Consider the following 23,083-nt stretch of genomic DNA (forward strand, 5'->3'; position numbering starts at 1 on the left):
ATATTGTTGTTTACTAATTTAAACTTAAAAACAAAATTGGTAATCTGTACAAATAACTATAAAAATAAACTAAACGGATTTAACCATTTTGTTCAAATATCTTCCTTACACACTCTTGCTTTTAATCGCAGTGAGTTCTATCGCAACAGCTAAGACAACCACTGACAAACTGCCGTTGGAATACTTTTTTAATCGCTCAGACATTGTCGACTTAAAAATATCGCCAACAGGGGAATACTTTGCTGGCAAAGTAAAAATCGATGGTCTGTTTCAACTGGCCATACTAGAACGGAAAACAATGAAAGCCATTCAGCTGTTATCATTTACTAAGGATAAAAGTGAGTTGTATGAGTTTGGTTGGTTAAACGATGAAAGAGTGTATGCCAGCATGAGTACTCAGGCTGGGCCTCTTGATAAACCTAGATTAACCGGGGTGTTGTTTGCCGGAAATATTGATGGTAGCAAGAAAATTCAATTGCTTGGGCCACATGGCAATGGTTTTTACTTTTATGGGGCACACACCATTTTAAGTCGTCTAAAAGATGATAAACGTAATATTTTAATGGAGTTATCAAGCCGGGAACGCAGTTATGTACACAAATTAAACATTTATACCGGTAAAGTTCGTAAAGTAGCGAAAAGCCCAACTAAGCGTGCATCTTTTATGGTCGATGATGACGAACAGGTTCGTATTGCCATAGGTTTTGAGGAAGAAGATGGTATTTATAGTACGATAATTCATTATCGAGCTGATAACCGTGCTGACTGGCAAGAGCTGGACCGTCGTGATGAAAATGAAGGTCGATTTATGCCTATGGGTACATTCGATGAAAAAGGCATGCAGGTTTATATTGCAAAAGGGCCAGCGGGTAGAGGCATCTATCATTATGATGTGCAAAATAAATCTATCAATTTAATTCATGCCATCAAAGGGGAAGAGGATATAGATGGCTACATTTATAACGAAGAATCAAAATTTATCGGTATTGTTCGTCAAAAAGGTAAAAAAGAGGTTGAGTTATTCAATCCTAAAAGCAAAGGCGCCCAACTATATCGCTCCATTGCCGCATCTTTCCCCGAACAAGTTGTCCGTTTTCGCGGCTTTACCGAAGATAAAAATTTAGCGATTGTTAAAACCTTTTCTGATTTAAGCCCTACGTCGTTTTATTTGTTTGACATAAAAAACAAAAAAATGAGTTATTTATTGAATACCAAAGCATGGGTTGACCCCAAAAAGACCGCACCTATGGAGCCTGTTCGCTATCAAGCCAGAGATGGCTTAGAGATCACTGGCTTTCTAACTCGGCCGTTAGGTAAAACTAAAGACTTGCCTATGGTGGTTTATGTGCATGGCGGCCCTTACGGCATCAAGGATGAGTGGGGCTACGACAGTCGCGTACAATTTATGGCAAATAGGGGTTATGCGGTCTTACAAATTAATTATCGTGGCTCTGGTGGTCGGGGAAAGGATTTTGAAAAAAGTAACTATCGAAAGATGGGCGCTGAAATGCAAGATGATTTGACTGACGGTACATTGTGGGCAATTGAGCAAGGCATTGCTGATAAAGACCGTATTTGTATTTTTGGTGCCAGTTATGGTGGTTACGCAGCAATGATGGCGGTTGTAAAAGAGCCAGACTTATATAAATGCGCAATTCCATATGTTGGCGTATATGATATTGCCATCCAAAAAGACGAAAGTGATACAGCTCGCTTTAAAGGCGGTCGTAAGTTTTTAGCCGATGCTTGGAATGCTTACGACGAAGAGTTTGTTAAAGAGCGCTCGCCAATTTATCATTTAGATAAATTAAAAGCGCCACTGTTTATCGTTCATGGCGAAGATGATGCACGCTGTCCTATTGAGCAATACGAAGCGTTAACCGCGGCACTGGATAAGCGTGGAATAAAATATGAATCTATGGTGAAAGAACATGAAGGCCATGGTTTTTATGACCTAGATAATGTTTTTGAACTTCATCAACGCTTAGAAAAATTCCTTAAAAAGCATATAGGTAACTAATTTCATGTCATAAGCTCCAAGAGCTAGAAACTTTATTTCTAGCTCTTGAAAGATTTATCTTTTATAGTATGTCCTATGAATACCATGCGTAAATTTATTTTATTACTAATAATGATGACTTTTGCTTTTGCTAATGTAGCGAAAGCGAACGTGCATGTGTGCGATATGGAACAACCACAAATGATGTCTATGGCGGGTCATGAAGGCCATGTTATGAACATTGAAAAATCAGTAATGAGCGACCATGACTGTTGTGAACAACAGGCACAAGCAAGCATTGTAAATGTCGATCATAGTAACTGTAGTGATTGCGATCTGCATATGGGGTCTGTAAGTGCTCTGCCGATTAATACCATGCAATTGAATGCTGGTGGCTTTAACGATCGAATCCTCTCCCGTCTTCCTCCTGAAATAACTGCACCTACGCAAGAGTGGTTAATTCCACCAATCGCATAATATTACAAAACTAGTTTCCCTATTTTTTGTTTTTATCGTTTTCGAACGAGGATTATTATGTGTATTACCCGTTTTTTTAAATTGATTGTTGTTATATTTTTGCTGTCAAACCCTGTGTTAACTGTTCACGCTGAAGAACATTTAGCAAAAGAGTTTAGTCAACTAACCGAGCAAACCGACGTGCAAGCTAGTCAGTATGTTTGCCCAATGCATTCGCATATTGTTAAAGATCATCCTGGAAAATGCCCAATTTGTGGCATGGATTTAGTTGAGGTTGTTCGCACACCCGCAACTGATACGGATGTTGAAGTTACTGTACCTGGCCACATTCAACAGAATATGGCACTCACCACTGAACGTGCTGAAACATCTGTACTTTGGCGATTTATCGAAACCTTTGGTTCGGTTAAATATGATGAAAATGGCCAGGTTCACTTGCATCCACGCACCACCGGTTGGGTTGAAAAATTAACCGTTAAAACCTTAGGTGAAAGTGTTGCTAAAGGTCAGTTGCTGTATGAGATTTACTCGCCGGAATTATTACTGGCTCAGGATGAATATTTAAGTTTATATCGCGATCAAACTGTTGGTAAAAAATTGAAAAAGCGTGGCCGAACTCGATTAAGTTTATTGGGATTAAGTGACGCTTTTATCGATAAGTTAGAGCAGCGTAATCAGTCGTTTTATCGTGTGCCTTATTATGCCCCAAGTAATGGTATTGTTGCCAAATTAGACATACGTGAAGGCATGTATGTAAATCCTGAAAATGAATTAATGATGCTGGCCGATACTGCTAAAGTGTGGGTAATCGTCGATGTATTTGAGCATCAGATGGACTGGGTTAAAACAGGTAAATGGGTTGAGTTTGACTTGCCAGCACTGGGTATCTTTGCTCGAGAAGGTAAAGTTGAATATATCTATCCTGCTCTCGATCCTGTGACTCGTACTTTAAAAGTACGATTGTCATTAGATAACCCCGATGGTGCCTTTAAGCCGGAAATGATCGCTAATGTTCGTATCTATGGCGGCGCCACCGATGAGGTGCTAAATATACCGGTACAAGCGTTGATTCAAACAGAACAGCAGAACCGTGTCATTGTAAAAACCAGCGATGATAAGTTTGTTGTTAAACATGTCGCCGTAGGTACCATGAGCCAAGGTCGAGCCGAGATCATTTCGGGCTTAAATGCTGGCGATGTTGTGGTTACTTCCGGACAATTCCTAATCGACTCTGAAGCTAACATCCAATCGGCTATTCAGCAGATGTCGAACCAAGTTATGGACCATAACGGGATGGAGATGGACCATAACGATATGGATCATCAAGACATGCCAGCTAAACCTCAAAACAATACTCATAACCACTAGGAGGCGTGATGTTAACTTATTTGATTAATCAATCATTAAAACATCGCGTTTTGGTGCTAATATTTTCGGCTATTTTAGCGGTACTTGGTTATCGAGCAATGCTGGATACCCCGCTTGACGCGTTACCAGACTTAAGTGATATTCAGGTAATTGTTAAAACTACTTACCCTGGACAAGCGCCTGAACTGGTAGAGCAACAAGTGACGTACCCATTATCGAGTACATTGCTATCTGTACCAAAAGCAAAAACAGTGCGTGGCTTTTCATTTTTTGGCGACTCTTACGTATACGTAATTTTCGAGGACGACACTGATTTGTATTGGGCACGTTCACGAGTGCTGGAATATTTAGATCAAGCCGCCGATATATTACCTAAAACTGCTAAACCAAGAATTGGCCCTGATGCCTCAGGTGTTGGTTGGGTATACCAGTACGCATTATCTGCACCTGATGGCGGTTATGACTTATCTCAATTAAAAAGCCTGCAAGATTGGTTTTTAAAGTTAGAGTTGCAATCTGTTGCTGGCGTTAGTGAAGTGGCAACCGTTGGTGGCATGGAACTAACTTACCAAGTGGTTGTTGAGCCTCTGCGATTAATGCAATACGGATTAACCTTGGCTGATGTCGAAATGGCCATTAAAAATGGCAATGGCGATGTTGGTGGTTCAGTTCTGGAAATGAGCGAAGCGGAATATATGATCCGTTCGAAAGGCTATTTGCAAACGATTGATGATATAAAATTGATCCCGCTGGGTATTAATAATGAGCAAAATACGCCGTTGTTATTAGAGCACGTTGCCACAGTAAGGCATGGCCCGCAAATGCGTCGCGGCATAGCCGAACTTGATGGTGAGGGTGAAGTCGTAGGTGGTATTGTCGTTATGCGTCACGGCGAAAATGCACTAAAAACCATCGAAGCAGTTAAAGCTAAATTAGCTAAATTACAACAAGGTCTGCCTGAAGGCGTTAAAATTACCACGACCTATGATCGCTCAAATTTAATTGAACGCTCAGTTAGTACTCTTAAAGAAAAATTGATCGAAGAAATAATCGTTGTAGTACTCGTTTGTTTTGCTTTCTTATTGCATGTTCGCTCTACATTTGTGGCGGTAATATGTTTGCCATTATCTGTGCTAATTGGCTTTATCGTCATGCAGCGTTTAGGTATAAACGCCAACATCATGAGTCTGGGCGGTATTGCTATTGCCATAGGTGCTTTGGTTGATGCGGCGATTGTTATGGTAGAAAACCAACATAAGCATTTACAGCTGTACTATCAAAAACATGGTGAGTATGCGAAAGGGCAAGCGCATTGGCGTTTAGTGGCAAATGCTGCTGGTGAGGTTGGGCCGGCATTATTCTTAACCTTGTTACTTATCACCTTCAGCTTTTTACCTGTATTTGCCCTTGAAGCGCAAGAAGGCCGGTTATTCACGCCATTAGCGTTCACCAAAACGTTAGTGATGGCTGCCGCAGCGTTAGTGTCGGTTACTTTAGTGCCTGTGCTGATGGGCTACTTTATTAAAGGCAAAGTGCCAAGCGAACATAAAAATCCATTAAACAGAATTCTTGTGTGGTTATATCGACCATTTTTACGAATTGCATTGAAGGTTCCTGTGTTGGTGCTTTTATTGGCAGTTGGCTTAGCGGCTTCCAGTTACTATCCGCTCAGCAAAATGGGCAGTGAATTTATGCCCGAATTGGAAGAGGGAGATTTGCTCTACATGCCAACAACGCTTCCGGGGGTTTCAATTAGTGAAGCAGGTAAGATATTACAACAAACCGATAGGTTAATTAAAACTGTTGCTGAAGTCGAAACGGTTTTTGGGAAAGTAGGGCGAGCAGATACTGCCACCGATCCTGCGCCATTAACAATGTTGGAAACAACCATTACTTTAAAGCCTCGAAGTGAATGGCGCGAAGGGGTGACCTTACAAGATATTATTGCCGAACTTGAACAAAAAGTGCAATTTCCAGGTTTAACTAATGCCTGGGTACAACCAATAAAGACTCGTATAGACATGCTTTCTACCGGGATAAAAACGCCCGTAGGTATTAAAATATCAGGTGAGCAAACCGCTATATTGGAAACTATTGGTGAAGATATTGAAAACGCCCTCTCTGAACTGGCTGGAACCCGTAGTGTTTATGCCGAACGAGCCCAGTCAGGTCGCTACATCGATATTGTGCCAAACCGTATTGAAGCGGCCAAGTATGGGCTAAACATCAACGACATCCAACAAGTGATTATGTACGCTGTTGGTGGTGCCAATGTTGATGAATTAGTGAAAGGTAAAGAGCGATATCAAATTAATTTACGTTATCCAAGACGCTACCGTGAGCACATGGATAGTTTGAATAATTTACCTTTTGTTACCCCGAGCGGCGCTTGGGTCACCTTGTCACAAGTTGCCAGCGTTGAAATTAAACAAGGCCCGGCAATGTTGAAAAGTGAAAATGGCCGTAACATCGCTTGGGTATTTGTTGATTTAGAGCCTGGCACATCAATTGGTGATTACATTTCTAGTGCCGAACAAACCTTAGCAACTAAGGTCGATTTACCGGCTAAGTATGCGATAAGTTTTGCCGGGCAATATGAATATATGCAGCGCGTAGAAGCAAAGATGCAATTAGTGGTGCCGATCACCGTATTAATTATTTTTATTCTACTTTATTTAACGTTTAGTTCTATGCAACAGGCCCTATTAGTGATGGTTACCCTGCCGGTTGCTCTTGCCGGTTCCCTTTGGTTTGTGTATTTACTCGATTACCAAATGTCAGTGGCACTAGCCGTTGGGATGATAGCTTTGGCCGGTGTAGCAGCCGAATTTGGCGTTATTATGCTTATTTATTTAAACCAAGCATTGGCAACCAATACCGAGAAAACTCGAGCCTTTTTACTTGAAAAAATTGAGTATGGAGCAGTTCAGCGGGTTAGGCCAAAAGCAATGACCGTGTTAACCATTATTGCTGGTTTATTACCAATAATGCTTGGTAGCGGTAGTGGTAATGAAGTTATGCAGCGCATTGCCGCACCGATGGTTGGCGGTATGATCGTCAGTCCGTTAGTGTCTATGTTGGTGATCCCTTGTGCTTATTTTCTATTAAACAAAGCATCATTTAAAAAATAAGGTCTATTAGTTTGCAAAGAACAGCGAGAAAATATCACAAATGGCTGATGCTTTTTATTGGTGCACAATTTGTGATTTGGTCAGTCAGCGGTGCGTATATGGTATTTTTTGATATCGATTATATTCATGGCGATAGCTTGGTCATCAATCATCAAGACACAATAAATGTCGAAAATATCCATTATTCTGTTAAGGAGTTACGTGAACAGTACCCTGATGCAACGAATGTCAGTGTTGGTAAGTTTATCGATAAAGAAGTGTATTCATTTGCCAGCCAAGGTGTCGTTCATTTAGTTGATGCCAGTAATGGGCAGTTGCTCTCGCCACTAAAGCAAGCAACGGCTATTAAAGCGGCACAATACTATTACTCAGGTGATGGCTCGGTACAAGATGTCGAGCTGTTCACCGACAATCCGCCCTTTGAATTAAGCCCTAGAGCATTGCCAGCTTGGCGAATTAATTTTGATGATTTTGGTTCGCCATCAATCTATGTGTCGGCGCAAACTGGCAAGTTAGTGGGCAAGCGGCATGAGTTTTGGCGATTGTTCGATTGGATGTTTCGCTTTCATGTAATGGATTACGATGATGGTGAAAATATCGAAAATTTATTACTGTTCTGCGCCGCTTTATTGGGCCTTGCCGCAGCAATTTTTGGACTTGTTTTGACTTACTTTCGTGTGTTTAAAGCGAAGAAAGTAACGGACAGTACAAGCCCAACAGAACTAGAAGGCAGCGCATAATGCCATTTATAAGAAAGATTCATAAGTGGGCCTCCGTAATCGTAGGTATTCAATTGTTACTTTGGCTTATTAGCGGCATATTTTTTAATACGATGGACCATACAAAGGCCGCAGGAAATACTTATAAAAACCGTAAACATCAGCATATTGAAGTTGAACAATCATTATTAGTTGAACCATTAGTTGTATTGCAAGCGAACAAGTCGAGTATTTCTTTAACTCAAACCCATTTGTTGGGAGAGCCATACTACTTACTTACCCATGCCAAGGGATTATATAAGCATTTTAAGAACCACTATAGTCTAGTAAATGCCTATACAGGTGAGCAGCTTGTTATTGAACAACGCTTAGCCACAGCCCTAGCTAAACAGTCATATACGGGGCCGGGTGATGTTGTTTCTGTTGAACTGTTGCACCATTCAATAGAGGATATCCCTAAGCAAAAAAATGCCACTTGGCAAATTAATTTCTCCGATGAGATTAATACCAGTGTCTATATCGAAGCTGGTTCTGGGCGAGTTGTTGGACACAGCGACGATGACAAGCGTTTTGCCGATTTTTTCTTCATGCTACATTTTATGGATTATGGTAATGAAGGTAGCTTTAATAGTGTGCAAATGATGTTGTTTGCATTTATCACCTTATGGTTGTCGTTAACAGGGCTTATTTGGACTGTTGATTTAGGCTTAAGAGGCCAATATAAAATTAAAGCATTAGCAAGCGAGAAAAATGTAAAGCTGTTCGACAAAGATAGAAACAGTATGGGTAATGTTACGTTATCTACGCATAGTAACTTGCTTGATGGCTTGATTGAGCATGATATTGCCTTACCGTCGAGTTGTGGCGGAGGTGGTACCTGTGGCCGTTGTCGCATATTGGTAAATCCTTCCGTAGAGGTTACCAGTGCTGATCATCAACACTTTACTGATACACAGTTACAGCAAGGCTATCGTTTAGCCTGTCAACATTTTAGTAATGACGTGAACAGCATGACATTAGTTGATGTGAGTCGTGCCCAAAAGCTTGCTTTGAAACTTGTTAAAAGCAGCTTTATTAGTCCGATGATTAAAGAGCTACGATTTAAAGTTATTGATGGCAGTAAAGTTAAGTATAAAGCAGGGGCATTTGTGCGCTTTATGATACCTGCTACGAAAGGTTGCTCTATACCGTTAAATATTCCAGAGGAACACAAACCTCACTGGCAACATATAGAGCATTTAGAGTATGAACATTTAGCCTGCACACGTAACTACTCTCTGGCAGAATCAACTCTGACTACGGATGAATTGGTATTTACCATAAAAATACAAACAGCGCCAAATAAGCAAATCCTTCCCGGGGTTGCTTCAAGTTACTTGTGCAATTTAAATGTAGGAAAGTCAGTCGAAGCGATTGGCCCTTTTGAAGATTTTCATGCTAAGGAAAATAGTAGTAAAACTATGGTGTTTTTAGGGGCTGGCTCTGGCATGGCTCCGTTGAGATCTTTAATCATTGAGCAACTCGCCTTGGCAAAAGACGACCAGCAACCGCCTCGTGCTCTTCACTTTTTTTACGGCGCTAGAAAACAAACCGATTTACTTTATGCAGATGATTTTAGTCAATGGGCAAAAGACAATGATGATTTCTTTTATTATCCAACACTCTCTCAGCCGGACGAAAGTTGGCATGGTGCTGTTGGGCATGCTCAAAACACCCTTAAATCAAAACTAACGGCATTAGGTAATATCGATAATATTGAGTTTTATTTATGTGGTCCACCAGCCTTAATGAATGACGCGATTGAATTCTTAATCTCTTCTGGAGTAGATGAAAGCAACATCGCATTTGATTCATTTGCTTAAAACCAGCACCTAATCTATTCAAGTTTATCTTTTCCCCTGAACTCATTACCGATGAGTTCAGGGTACTTTTCATGCAATCACTCCCTAACTGCGTTGCTTTATTGCATTTTGCATACGTATGCATGGCATTTCAGCTATGCATACGTATGTAGTCATTTCACTAAATCTGCAATTTATCGTAACTTTATAGTCAGTAAATAAATTGCCCAATTTTCAAGCAAGCGCTAGAGCAATAAACTTAATTAAAGCAACAATAAGCGTTTGCATTTTTCCCGTAAAGGGTTGATCAGAGTTATCAAAAGAGAACCGACTTATTATGGCCACAGCAATTAAAAAGCCGTTAACTGCAGCGCAGTTCAAGAAGAAAGTAGTACAGCATTTAAACTTTACTTCCTCTCAAACAGATTATCAGCAAGACCCAACTGCGGTTTTGCGTGCCGTTTGCTTAACAGTAAACGAAGTAGTTTATGAAAAACTAACAGAAACAAATCAATACCATAAAGAACATAAAAGCCGCTCAATTAATTACCTGTCATTAGAGTATTTAATGGGCCGTATGTTATCGAACAACTTACATAACTTAGACTTGTTCGACGTTGCGCAAAAAGCCGTTGCCAGTCTTGGTTTTGAAATAGAAGACATCTTTGAAGAAGGTCACGATTTAGCGTTAGGTAACGGTGGTTTAGGCCGTTTAGCTGCGTGTTTCCTGGATTCACTTGCCACCATGGACTTTAATGCTGTTGGTTATGGCATTCATTACGAACACGGCTTATTCAAGCAGCAATTTCATCAAGGTCGTCAAATTGAAACACCAGATGAATGGCGTGAATATGGTAACCCTTGGGAAGTATGTCGCCCAGAAGCAGTACAAAATATTCCGTTGTTTGGCCATGTAGAAACCATTGCCAATACTGATGGCAGTGTGCAAAAAGTATGGCATAGCGGTCAAACGATTAAAGGTGTGCCATGGGATGTGCCAATTGTCGGTTATAACTCTAAAACGGTAAACGTTTTACGTTTATGGGAATCACGGGCATCGAGTCATTTTGATTGGGACCAGTTTAATTCTGGTGCATACCAAGATGCTCATTCGGCACAAAACCATGCGGAAACTATTTCGAAAGTACTTTACCCAAATGATGAAACTGATGCCGGTAAAGAACTACGTTTTATTCAGCAATACTTTTTCTGTGCCTGTTCAATAAAAGACATTATTAAACGCTATCAAGAGCAATATGCTGATGATTGGTCACAGTTTAGTAAGCAAGTGGTGATTCAATTAAATGATACTCACCCAACTATCGCGATTTTAGAACTAATGCGCACCCTAATAGATGAGCAAGGATTTACTTGGTCTGATGCATTTGCCATGTGTCGTGAAATATTCGCTTATACCAACCACACCTTATTGCCAGAAGCACTGGAAAAATGGTCGGTAGATATGTTTGAACGTGTGTTGCCACGTCATTTAGAAATTTTATACACCATCAATGAGTTTTTCCTCGATCAGGAAGTAGCAGCATTGTGGCCAAACGATCACCAGATGCGTCGCCGTTTATCTATCATTGAAGAAGGCCCGCAAAAAATGGTGCGTATGGCGCATTTATGTGTGGTTACCTCATTCAAAGTCAATGGCGTTGCACAAATTCACTCGGACTTAGTGAAAAGTGATTTATTCCCTGAATTTAATCAACTGTATCCAAGTAAATTAACCAACGTAACTAATGGTGTAACACCGCGTCGTTGGTTAAAAGCCTGTAACCCTGAGCTTTCTAAGTTATTAGACAGCAAGGTAAAAAGTGATTGGGCGAAAGACTTATCATCGTTGAGTGCCGTTGCTAAATTTGCAGATGATGAAAAATTTCAGCAAAAGTTTATGGCAATAAAGCACAACAACAAGGTTAAGCTTGCTGAAGAAATTCTGACAAGTACCGGTGTTGTAGTCAGTCCAGATGCAATTTTTGATGTGCAAATTAAACGCTTACATGAGTACAAGCGCCAACACTTAAGCTTCTTACATATTCTTGCGCTGTATCGACGTTTATTGGCAGACCCAGATTACGACATGCACCCAAGAGTGTATATTTTTGGCGCGAAAGCGGCACCGGGTTATTACCTGGCAAAAGAAATCATTTACGCGATCAATAAAGTTGCAGACAAAATCAATAATGATGACCGTATAAACGGTAAGTTAAAGGTTGTGTTCATGCCGAATTACCGCGTAACCCTTGCCGAAAAAATTATTCCAGCGGCCGATGTGTCTGAGCAAATATCTACTGCAGGTAAAGAAGCCTCTGGTACCGGTAACATGAAATTAGCGCTTAACGGTGCGATTACTATTGGTACCTTGGATGGCGCGAATGTTGAAATTGCTGAAGAAGTAGGCGATGACAATATCTTTATTTTTGGTAATACCGTTGATGATATTAAAGCGTTAGAAGCAAACGGTTATAACCCTTATGACTACTACAACAATGATGAAGAAATTAAAGCTTGTTTAGATTGGTTGTTAACCGACTACTTTACACCAGGTAACCCGGGTGAATTGTCTGCTGTTGCGCACAGTTTACTTGATGGCGGCGATCCGTATCGATTATTAGCCGATTTTGCTGATTATGCAAAAGCTAATATTGCGCTCGATAACGCTTATAAAGACAAAGCACGTTGGGCACGCATGGCGATCATTAATACTGCAAAAATGGGTAAATTTACGTCCGATCGTTCTATTCAAGATTACGTAGACAATATTTGGAAATTAACGCCAATGAGTTCACAGGATTAAATCAGATGTTTAACAACGGCATCGTTAGGAAAAATAGCTAATGCAAAATGATATTCAAGCCAAAATGTTGAGTGAAGTACAGGCGATAGCCAGTGCGAGTCACTCAAACCCATATGGCTTTTTAGGCTTGCACGCCGATCATAAAGGCTACTTGCAGATAAACACGTTTTTGCCTGACGCAATCCAAGTATCGTTGTTAGATGAGAAGGGCAAAGTTGTTGCCAAGCTTGATAAGATTGATGAACGAGGTTTTTTCAGTAAAGTTACTCGTCGTAAAAAGCATTTTTCATATCAGTTAAAAGTGCAAACAGCGCACGGTGAAAAAACTATAGCTGACCCTTTTGCTTGCTCGCCAGTGCTAAACGATTTAGATATTTACCTGTTTAATGAAGGCAAACACAAAAAGCCATATCAAATACTGGGCGCTCATTGTGTTGAACATGATGGCGTAACCGGTGTGTCTTTTGTTGTTTGGGCGCCTAATGCCAGCCATGTTGCGGTAGTAGGTGACTTCAATAATTGGGATGGTCGTATACACCCAATGCGTAAGCGCTTGGAATGCGGCATGTGGGAAATATTTATTGCTGAAAACGCAGCTCATACACCGGTTGTCGAAGGTTGTCATTACAAATTTGAAGTAAAAGACAATAGCGGTAATTTACTGCCATTGAAAGCTGACCCATACGGCGCGCAAGCGCAAATGCGTCCAGAAACATCGTCAGTTATTAGTGCAGAAGTAGAATTTGATTGGAATGATCAACAGTGGATGAATTCGCGTCAGTTACGCAATGACAGAAGCAGCCCTATTTCAATTTACGAGTTGCACTTAGGCTCTTGGCAACGAGACCAAGATAATGAGTTTTTAAACTACCGAGATATCGCTAAACGTTTAATACCGTATACGCTAGAAATGGGGTTTACCCATATTCAACTAATGCCGGTAAGTGAATTTCCATACGATGGCTCATGGGGTTATCAGCCCGTTGGCTTGTTTGCTCCTACTGCTCGTTTTGGCAATGCGCAAGATTTTAAATATTTTGTTCAGGCTTGTCATAACGCGGGGATTGGTTTGTTGATTGACTGGGTACCTGGTCATTTCCCCATCGATGAACATGGCCTGGCAAAATTTGATGGCACCTGTTTATTTGAACATGAAGATTTACGCAAAGGCTTTCATCCTGACTGGAACACTTTAATTTATAATTATGGTCGTACAGAGGTGGCAAACTTTTTACGAGCAAGTGCTATGCATTGGCTTGATACCTATCATGTTGATGGCATTCGAGTAGATGCGGTCGCATCGATGTTGTATTTGGATTATAGCCGAGCCGATGGCGAGTGGATCCCAAATGAGCATGGCGGTAATGAAAATCTGGAAGCGGTTGCATTTCTAAAAGAATTTAACGAAGAACTTTATGCCGATTATCCAGGTGCATTTTCGGTAGCCGAAGAGTCTACTTCTTGGCCGGGAGTATCTCGCCCAACAAGTGATGGCGGATTAGGCTTTGGTTATAAGTGGAACATGGGGTGGATGAACGATTCGCTTGAATACATGAAACGCGATCCTATCTATCGTCAACACCACCATAATGAATTAAGTTTTGGCTTAGTGTATGCGTTTGATGAAAACTTTGTGTTGCCGTTAAGCCATGATGAAGTGGTGCATGGCAAAGGCTCTATTTTAACGCGTATGCCTGGTGATGAATGGCAACAATTTGCCAACTTACGCGCTTATTACAGTTTTATGTGGGCTCATCCCGGTAAAAAATTATTATTTATGGGCTGCGAATTTGGTCAACGAGCGGAGTGGAACTTCGATCAAGGCTTAGATTGGCATTTGCTGGAAAACGACAACCATAATGGCGTGCAAAAATTAGTTAAAGACTTAAACCATCTTTATAAAACCATGCCGGCCTTGCATCAATTGGATTGTGAAAAAGACGGCTTTGATTGGATTGATCATGATAACGCTGAGCAATCTATTTATAGCTTCGTGCGTTATGGCCAAAATGGTACGAATCCAGTGTTAGTGGTGTGTAACTTTACTCCAACAGTACAACATGCATTCCGTGTTGGTACGCCAAAAGCCGGCTATCACAGAGAAATATTCAACTCAGATGCAGCCATTTATGGTGGCAGTAATGTTGGTAACCCGCTAGGCACACAATCAATAAACAGACCTTGGCAAGGGCGCACAGATTCAATTGAAATCACCGTGCCGCCGCTTGCTACTGTGATGTTTGAGTTACAAGGTTAATTATTGATGACCTTAGCTAAGTTGGTAAATCCAGGTAAACATTATCCTTTAGGCGCAACCTTTGATGGTAGCGGTACTAATTTTGCCTTGTTTTCTGCCAATGCCACTAAGGTTGAACTTTGTTTGTTCGACAAGGTTACTGAAACCGAATTAAGTCGGGTAGAGTTAACCGAATATACCGATGAAGTTTGGCATGGCTATTTACCACAAGTACAGCCGGGAACCTTATATGGTTATCGAGTGCATGGGCCTTATGAACCACATAATGGCCATCGATTTAACCCTGCTAAACTATTGTTGGACCCGTACGCGAAGCAATTAAATAAAAGTTTTACTTGGTCAGAACGCCATTATGGTTTTGACATCAATTCGTGTGCGCAAGATCTAATGATCGATCATACTGACAACGCCGTCTGCATGCCAAAATGTGTTGTAGTTGAGCCGTTAGTTGGTTTAAACAATGCCGTAACAGTTAACGACAATGAAACCATAATCTACGAAGCGCATGTAAAAGGCTTTACCCAATTGAATCCAGATGTACCGGTTGAAATGCGTGGTACTTTCAAAGGGTTATCTCATCCATCAGTAATTGAATATCTTAAAGATCTGGGTGTTACCAGTGTAGAACTTCTGCCTGTTCATGGCTTTTTTGATGAATCATTTGCCTTAGAAAAAGAGTTAAAAAACTATTGGGGCTACAACTCTATCGCCTTCTTTGCGCCAGAGCCCAGGTATTGCCAGCAGCAAGATTTAATTGAGTTTCAACAAATGGTTGATGCGTTTCACCAAGCCGGATTGCAAGTCATATTAGACGTGGTTTATAACCACACTGCTGAAGGCAATCACATGGGGCCGACGTACAGTTTTAAAGGTATCGATAACGCCAGTTATTATCGTTTAGAACCACAAGATAAACGTTTTTATATCAACCATTCAGGCTGTGGCAATACCCTAAACTTAGCCCACCCGCGTGTTTTACAAATGGTTATGGATAGCTTGCGGTATTGGGTTGAAGTGATGGGCATTGACGGCTTCCGTTTTGATTTAGCTCCCATATTAGGTCGTCAGGATTTACAGGGTAATGATAATTTTTATGGTCATTCAAGTTTCTTTGCTGCACTTCGTCAAGATCCTGTGTTAGCTCATGTAAAGCTGATCGCAGAACCATGGGATATTGGCCATGGTGGTTATCAGCTTGGTCAATTCCCGGGGAATTGGTATGAGTGGAATGATAGATATCGTGATGCCGTTCGACGCTTTTGGCGTGGTGAAGGCAACATGATCGCCGAATTTGCCCGACGATTACATGGTAGTGGTGATATTTTTGAACATCACGGCAGACGTCCATATGCCAGCGTTAATGTAGTAACTACTCATGACGGTTATACCCTTCATGACTTGGTAACGTTTGAACAACGTCATAATCAAGCCAATGGCGAGCAAAACAGAGATGGCCATAAGAGTAACTTTAGCCGCAATTACGGCGTTGAAGGTGAAACGTCAGATGCCAACATTAATAAGATACGCAAGCAACAAAAACGTAATATTTTAGCAACGCTATTTTTATCGCAAGGTACGCCAATGCTGCTTGCTGGCGATGAACGTAATAACAGTCAATATGGCAATAATAATGCCTATTGCCAAGACAATGAAATTACCTGGATTAATTGGGACAAACAAGACGAACAACAAGTTCACTTTGTTAAACAACTCATTAAGCTGCGTAAGCAACACCCATTACTTAACCGGTTAAATTATCAACACGGGCAACAAGTTTCAGCCAAAACAGGTTTGCCCGATATCAGTTGGTTTAATTGTCATGGCGAAGCTATGGATGAAAGTAATTGGCACAACAAGGCACTTAAAAGTTTTGCCATGATGTTGGCCGATACCAACAATTTCGATGAGAACAAAAAAGCAAACGTTTCTAATGATGACGCTTTATTAATAATTTTTAATGCTGCCGACGTGGCTAGCAATTTTCAGTTACCAAACTTGCCCGGTAATTGGATTCAAATAATAAATACCGCTGATAGCACCGCCGAAATCACTAACACATTAATAGATAATACCTTATTGTCTGTTGCTCCGTTTAGTTGTTCGGTACTGACTTACAGTCAACACGATACACAGGGAATACAATAATGACAGCTATTCAACAACTTGCCGAACAGGTAGGTTTTCACTCCAGTTATATTGATAGTTATGGTAACTCGGTTGCTGCCAATCAAGATGCGTTAAAAGCATTACTTACGGCAATGAACTACAACGTTGACTGCGATGAGGCAATATTAGCGAGTGTGAAGCAGTTACGTGAAGCTTCATGGATCTCGCTTTTACCGGCAATGCAAATGGTTAAATCAGAGCAGGCTGTTCATAGCGCTTGGATCAGCGTTGCCAGTGCTGATTTAAACAGCAACCTACAATGGCTTGTATCAAAAGAAGATGGCAGCATATTAACCGGTGTTGTAGATGTTGCTGAGCTAAGCGTTATTGCCGAGCAAGATGTTAATGGTACGGTATATAAAAAGCTTGCAGTAGTGTTACCTAACCTACCAGAAGGGTATCATTCATTATCGGTTAGCTTAGGGGAAAACACCGCAACCGGTCATCTAATTGTTGCACCGCAAAAATGTTATAGCCCAAATGATGCTGCAGATTATCGTATGTGGGGATTAGCTGCTCAATTGTATTCGGTTAAATCAGACAACAGTTGGGGCATGGGCGATTTTGGCGATCTTAAAAATCTAGTTAAGCAATCAGCACAGCGTGGTGTAACGGCGATAGGGTTGAATCCTTTACACCCCTTGTATCCAAATAACCCGGGCCATATCAGCCCTTATTCACCGACAAGTCGTTGTTTTTTAAATACGCTTTATATCGATGTTACCAGTGTTATTAACTTTAACAGCTGCACGGCAGTTCAAACGTTAGTAAATTCAACTACGTTTAAAGAGCAAGTTAGCCAAGCTAACAGCCAGGAATTTATTGACTACCCACATGCGGCACATCTTAAATTTCAAGCTTTAGAATTATTATACAAAGATTTTGTTGCTAACCATTTACCGAAAAATACAAAATTTGCTAAGCAGTATTTAACCTTCGTTACTGAAATGGGCGATGACTTATCTGAATTAGCAACGTTTGATGCGCTTTATGAGCACTTTCGCGCCATTGATGAGCATGCCTATGGCTGGAAAGCTTGGCCAACAGAGTTTCAAGATCCACACAGTGTTGAGGTTGAGCAATTTAAAAAAGACAATATTGAGCGTATTGGCTATTTCCAATTTTTACAGTTTATTGCCGACAGCCAGTTAGGCGATGCAGCTGCGCAAGCAAAAGTAGATGATATGCCAGTAGGGTTATATCTAGATTTAGCGGTTGGTTGTGATGGCAGTGGCGCCGAGGTTTGGGCAGATAAGCACAGTTATGTATCTGGCGCAGCCGTTGGCGCACCACCTGATGCGATGAATACTTTAGGGCAAGACTGGGGATTAACTCCTATTAACCCCGTAGCATTGCAAGAAAAGGGCTATATGCCGTTGGTTAAAGCGTTACGCAGCAATATGCGTCATGCCGGGGCTCTTCGTATTGATCATGTGTTGGGGCTAATGCGTCAATATTGGGTTGCGCCTGGTATGGCAGCTGACCAAGGCATTTATATTACTTTCCCGCTGGAAGACATCTTCCGCATCATAGCGCTCGAATCGCGTCGTAATAATTGTGTGGTCATTGGTGAAGATTTAGGTAACGTACCTGATGGCTTTGGTGACATTATGGCAGCGGCAGGCTTACTGTCTTATAAAGTATTGTTTTTTGAACGTTGGGATAATGGCTTATTTTTCCGTCCTGAACTTTACTCAGAACAATCAATGGTAACGGTTTCTACTCATGACTTATCAACCATCGCCGGTTGGTGGACTGGCAATGATTTGAAATGGCGTCAAGAGCTGAACTTATACCCAAATGAGCAAATGGGCATTAATGAACGTAACTCTCGAGTGACTGACCGAGAACAATTACTTGGCGCACTTGAATATGAAGGCGTGCTTAGCAAAGAGAATTTCCCGCAAACACAACCTGCGGTGATGAATTCAGAATTATCTCGCGCGGTACAAGCATTTTTGGCCAAAGCGCCAAGCCGTATTTTATTGGTACCACTTGAAGATGCTTTAGGCTTAACAGAGCAGGTAAATATACCTGGTACCATAGATGAGCATCCAAACTGGCGTCGCCGTTTGCCATTTACCATTGAAGAGTTTTGGCAACAACAAGATATGAACAATTTAGTTGATGTAATGAATCAGGAGCGACCAAAAGGGTAACCTTAAGGTATAGGAAAGATTATGAATTTTATAAAAACCACATTTTTAGGGTTTTGCGCCTTAACGTTAAGTGCTTGTGATTCTGCAAATAAGCAAACGACGCACGTTGAAACTCAGATAAAAACAGCAAAAATTAGTGCTGAGCTACCACACTACTTGGAACGCGACATTCGTGATGAAGTTTTTTATTTTGTCATGCCAGACCGATTTCATAATGGTGATAGCAGTAATGACAATGGCTCAGCCACAATTTTAGAATCACAAGGTGGTTTTGATCCAACAAGCAACGGCCATTATCACGGTGGTGATATTATCGGCTTAAAAGAAAAGCTGCCGTATTTGCAAGACATGGGTATTACTGCAATTTGGATGACGCCAATAATGCGTAACCAAGCAGTGCAGGGCGACAGCTCTGGCTATCATGGCTACTGGGTTCTGGATTTTACTGAAATTGACCCGCACTTAGGCTCTAACCAAGACTTAAAAGACTTAATCGATGCAGCCCACGCGCTGAATATGAAGGTGTTTTTTGACATTATTGCCAACCACAGTGCCGATGTTATTAAATTCAAAGAGTGTCATGGTGAAGACGGTAAACAATGGCTTGGTGCCAATCCTGGTTTATGTGACTACAAAACATTGGAGCAAGTAGCTAGCGGTGATGAATACTCGGTATTTATCCCCGAGGGCAGTGAAAATATTAAAACGCCGCAGTGGTTAAATGACCCTAAGTATTACAACAACCAAGGCGACAGTACCTGGGAAGGCGAAAGTGCAATTTACGGTGATTTTGCCGGCCTTGATGATATTGACACCGCTAATCCTGAAGTAGTCGCGGGCTTAATTGAGGTGTTCAAAGGCGTGGTGTCAGAATTTAAACCAGACGGCTTTAGAATTGATACGGTCAAACATGTGAATATGGAATTTTGGACAGAGTTTTCTCCTGCCATAGTTGAGCATGCCAAATCATTAGGTATTCCACAATTCTTCATGTTTGGTGAAGTTTACGATTTTACCCCGGAATTTCTAAGCACGTTTACCACTACTGGCAAGATGCAATCAATTTTAGATTTTGCTTTGCAAGGTGCGATAGCAAAAGCGTTGGTAGAACATAAAGGCACAGATGAACTCGAAACCCTTTTCAATGGCGATCACCATTATCAAGATGAAGACAGTGATGCCAGCATGCTGGTCACCTTTACCGGTAATCATGATATGGGACGATTTGCTCACATTCTTGATAAAGAAAACCCTGATATGAGCGAGGCTGAAAAGCTGGCACGAGTGAAATTATCTAATGCGTTAATGTATTTTTCTCGCGGCATTCCAGTGGTTTATTATGGCGACGAACAGGGTTTTGTTGGTGACGGTAACGATAAAAATTCCCGTCAAGATATGATGCCTTCAAAAGTCGATATTTATAATGATGATGATTTGCTTGGTACCGATGCAACTACAGCAGATGCGAACTTTGATCAAAGCCATGTGCTTTATCAAAATTTGGTAAATTTGGCTAATTTATACCAAGAGCATGATGCCCTGCGTCATGGTAAGCAAGAGCAAGTTTACTCGCAAAAAACACCAGGATTATATGCCTTTACTCGCACTGATGAAAATGCCCAGTATTTAATCGTTGCCAATACAGCAACAACAGATCAAAGCCAAACCATGACAATGTCATATAAAGGGTTTGAGCCGGTAGTGTTGGCTAAAGATAAAAGTGAAGACAATGGTGTAGTGACCATCAATTTAGCGCCGTTAAGCTATGCGATTTATAAAGCTGTGAAATAGCCTAACAAACACACTTGTTAAATTTACTATAAGCCGAACTTAGTTTCGGCTTTTTACATTTTGGCAATTGATTTGTAATCTGAAGGCGCTTATGAGCGATAAGCGACGACCTTATTTAAGAAAAAACACACCGTCATCCTGTGCGAGCCAAAGCGAGACACGGGACCTCCTGAAGTATGCTGAGGCTCTAAAATTAAGAATTTCAAACTTTTATAAGCACACTGTTACTCGAGGAGATACCGGATGTCGCTAGTGCTCCTCCGGTATGACGTATAATTATTAAATCACTTCCTAAAACTGATGAATAAAAAGTTCTGCTATAAGTTAGTGCTTTTATATACATCCATATCTTCGGCATGCCATCTTTGGCTACGATTTAATATGGCTAATTGGATAAAAACACTAAATGGAACAATAAGCCAAATACTTTGGTTGCTGGTTTTTGCACCCATCATACCTAACAGGGAAAATATAAGGATAGCCGCTGCGATACCAAGTAAACTTCGTTGAACATCTTGGTTTCTTTTATTCGTTCTATCCTCATCTTTAATAAGCTTGTCATGATTTTTGCCGTATATGGCGACATATATACGATGAGCAAGCAACAAGTTGGTAACAACAAAAAGTGCTGATAACCCAAACTGCTTTGTTGTGCCAAGCTGCGTATTTGAAAAGATGATATTCAATGTGACTAGAGCAGATAAACATAATAGCGTTAGATGAATAAGCGAGATATGATCAAAGATACTACGAGCAACCAGGCTAAATTTTTTGGTGTTAACGGTGACCTTTTTTTTACGTTTTATTGCTGACAATTCCAATGTTATCAATGAATAAAGAGATGGCACCAGTTGAATAGCTGTACAAAATACCCACGTGGTAAATACATTGGTTTGCTTGCTTAGAATATTTGCAGAGAATAATAGATAACCAATAACAAATAGCGCGATGAGATCTAGTAATACCCTAACGGATAAGAGTGTACATTCCGTTTTTATTGAATAGACATAAAATTTTGGATACTGGCTCGGCGGATATTTTTGAAAAAGCCTCATTTGTTGTTGTCCCCACCGAAACGGAGAGACAACAGAAATAACCAGAGCTTGTACTAAAATTGCCAATAATATAATGGTTTCTGGTGTGATAACGGTCATATTAATTTTTCATAATAGCATTAAAACTATTTCTTATTTCAGAATCAATAGCACCAAATTTGCGTAGTTTTTGAATCGCTTCAGCTAATTCTTGTTCAACCTTAGATTGCATATTTTCATCTAGATGTTCGCTTGCCGTTGAATTTATAAAAGTACCTCTAAAACCTTTTGAGACAATTACTTGATCACGTTCGAGTATTTTAAATGCTTTAGCTACCGTATTTGGGTTTACTTCTACTTCATTGGCAATTTGTCTAATTGAGGGAAGCTGTGTGCCTACAGCTAATTCACCAGAGGCTACAGCTGCTTTAACCTGTTCAACAATCTGTTTATATATGGGGGTTGTCGAGTTTTCATCAATCGCAATATTCATTGTAAACCCTAGGATTCTTTCGCTTAATTTTTCTCTATTGCTTAAGCTTAGCACTTTTTTTTTGGTTGTACTACTTGTAATCGTAATACAAGTAGTCTATTGTATTACTAGTACATGTAGTACATCTCTTTAATAAGAGGCATATAACAGACAAATTTGAGGAGTCTATGATGTTTAACATGACAAAAAAGCAATGCAAATTACTAGGTGATGTAGGGGGTGGTGTTGGCATTTTAGTGTTGGCGTGGTTGCTGAAAGATGCAGATCCTGAAGGAAAACAAATTGGCATGATGACAGTTTTTTTTGCCATTTTAATACGTTTTAGCGGACCAAATTTTTTACGTTCAACAAATAGAAAGTGTAAGTAAGGGGAAAGATAATGAATTTAATTAAATCAACTATGGTGATTGCCATTTTGACAAGTGTATTACTTAGTTTTGCTTCGTCAGCAGCAAATTTAGCAGGCCAATGGAAAGGTAATCTCGAGATCGGACAACAATCGGTTCCGATAATTTTCAATGTTACTCAAGAATCCGATAAATTAAGTGCCACTATGGATAGTCCATTACAAGGCGCAAAAGATATACCAGTTAAATCTGTTGAGGTGAATGGTAACAAAGTTGCTTTTAATATTGCCGTCGCTGGCGCGAGATACGAGGCAAGCTTTGAAGGTGGCAAGTTAATCGGAAATTGGAATCAAAGTGGTCAGTCTTTTCCTCTTCAAATGGAACAAGGTGCTACTGCTGCTGTAAAAAAAAACTAAAACGCCCTCAAGAGCCTAAAGGAAAATTACCTTATCAAGAAAAAGAGGTAAGGTTTACCAATAAAAAGAGTGGTATTGAGTT

General features: G+C 40.6%; 15 protein-coding genes. 13 read left to right on the top strand and 2 right to left on the bottom strand.

From position 1 onward, the window contains the following. The first annotated feature begins 88 nt into the window (after nucleotides 1–88). The 11 genes from RI845_RS00665 (at nucleotide 89) to RI845_RS00715 (ending at nucleotide 20,711) form a co-directional block, all read left to right on the top strand. Entirely contained in the window at nucleotides 89–2,020 is a 1,932-nt protein-coding gene (locus RI845_RS00665; protein WP_348387829.1) for an alpha/beta hydrolase family protein, read from the top strand. A 75-nt stretch (nucleotides 2,021–2,095) separates the two neighbouring features. Continuing rightward, nucleotides 2,096–2,476 carry a hypothetical protein gene (locus tag RI845_RS00670; RefSeq protein WP_348387830.1) on the top strand — a complete coding sequence of 127 codons (381 nt, stop codon included), beginning with the start codon at nucleotides 2,096–2,098 and terminating at the stop codon, nucleotides 2,474–2,476. 57 nt (nucleotides 2,477–2,533) lie between these two features. Continuing rightward, nucleotides 2,534–3,844, top strand: a complete 1,311-nt coding sequence (locus tag RI845_RS00675; protein ID WP_348387831.1) for an efflux RND transporter periplasmic adaptor subunit — start codon at nucleotides 2,534–2,536, stop codon at nucleotides 3,842–3,844. Between the two features lie 8 nt (nucleotides 3,845–3,852). Beyond that, entirely contained in the window at nucleotides 3,853–6,975 is a 3,123-nt protein-coding gene (locus RI845_RS00680; RefSeq protein ID WP_348387832.1) for an efflux RND transporter permease subunit, read from the top strand. An 11-nt stretch (nucleotides 6,976–6,986) separates the two neighbouring features. Further along, complete coding sequence (locus RI845_RS00685; RefSeq protein ID WP_348387833.1) at nucleotides 6,987–7,715, top strand: PepSY domain-containing protein; 729 nt, start codon at nucleotides 6,987–6,989, stop codon at nucleotides 7,713–7,715. Continuing rightward, nucleotides 7,715–9,556, top strand: coding sequence for a 2Fe-2S iron-sulfur cluster-binding protein (locus RI845_RS00690; RefSeq protein ID WP_348387834.1), 1,842 nt, complete (start codon nucleotides 7,715–7,717; stop codon nucleotides 9,554–9,556). The genes RI845_RS00685 and RI845_RS00690 overlap by 1 nt, the downstream gene beginning before the upstream one ends. A gap of 316 nt (nucleotides 9,557–9,872) precedes the next feature. Then, nucleotides 9,873–12,338: a glycogen/starch/alpha-glucan phosphorylase gene (locus RI845_RS00695; protein WP_348387835.1), complete on the top strand. Its 2,466-nt coding sequence runs from the start codon at nucleotides 9,873–9,875 to the stop codon at nucleotides 12,336–12,338. A 40-nt stretch (nucleotides 12,339–12,378) separates the two neighbouring features. Then, nucleotides 12,379–14,595 (top strand): 1,4-alpha-glucan branching protein GlgB, encoded by a 2,217-nt coding sequence (gene glgB, locus RI845_RS00700; RefSeq protein WP_348387836.1) that lies wholly within the window; start codon nucleotides 12,379–12,381, stop codon nucleotides 14,593–14,595. 6 nt (nucleotides 14,596–14,601) lie between these two features. Continuing rightward, nucleotides 14,602–16,740, top strand: a complete 2,139-nt coding sequence (gene glgX / locus RI845_RS00705; protein ID WP_348387837.1) for a glycogen debranching protein GlgX — start codon at nucleotides 14,602–14,604, stop codon at nucleotides 16,738–16,740. Continuing rightward, a complete protein-coding gene (malQ, locus tag RI845_RS00710; protein WP_348387838.1) occupies nucleotides 16,740–18,920 on the top strand; it encodes a 4-alpha-glucanotransferase in 2,181 nt (726 codons plus the stop codon). The genes glgX and malQ overlap by 1 nt, the downstream gene beginning before the upstream one ends. Nucleotides 18,921–18,941: 21 nt before the next feature. Next, nucleotides 18,942–20,711, top strand: a complete 1,770-nt coding sequence (locus RI845_RS00715; RefSeq protein WP_348387839.1) for an alpha-amylase family glycosyl hydrolase — start codon at nucleotides 18,942–18,944, stop codon at nucleotides 20,709–20,711. 317 nt (nucleotides 20,712–21,028) lie between these two features. On the opposite strand, the gene RI845_RS00720 is transcribed toward RI845_RS00715, so the two are convergent. Together RI845_RS00720 and RI845_RS00725 are read right to left on the bottom strand one after the other, a co-directional pair. Further along, nucleotides 21,029–21,865, bottom strand: coding sequence for a hypothetical protein (locus tag RI845_RS00720; RefSeq protein ID WP_348387840.1), 837 nt, complete (start codon nucleotides 21,863–21,865; stop codon nucleotides 21,029–21,031). A gap of 1 nt (nucleotide 21,866) precedes the next feature. Next, on the bottom strand, nucleotides 21,867–22,238 hold the full coding sequence (locus RI845_RS00725; protein WP_348387841.1) for a GntR family transcriptional regulator: 372 nt from the start codon (nucleotides 22,236–22,238) through the stop codon (nucleotides 21,867–21,869). A gap of 170 nt (nucleotides 22,239–22,408) precedes the next feature. On the opposite strand from RI845_RS00725, the gene RI845_RS00730 reads away from it, so the two are divergent. Together RI845_RS00730 and RI845_RS00735 are read left to right on the top strand one after the other, a co-directional pair. Next, nucleotides 22,409–22,606, top strand: coding sequence for a hypothetical protein (locus RI845_RS00730; protein WP_348387842.1), 198 nt, complete (start codon nucleotides 22,409–22,411; stop codon nucleotides 22,604–22,606). Nucleotides 22,607–22,617: 11 nt separating this feature from the next. Beyond that, entirely contained in the window at nucleotides 22,618–23,001 is a 384-nt protein-coding gene (locus RI845_RS00735; RefSeq protein ID WP_348387843.1) for a hypothetical protein, read from the top strand. The last annotated feature ends 82 nt before the right edge of the window (nucleotides 23,002–23,083 follow it).

Source organism: Thalassotalea nanhaiensis, assembly GCF_031583575.1.
Classification (GTDB): Bacteria; Pseudomonadota; Gammaproteobacteria; order Enterobacterales; family Alteromonadaceae; genus Thalassotalea_A; species Thalassotalea_A nanhaiensis.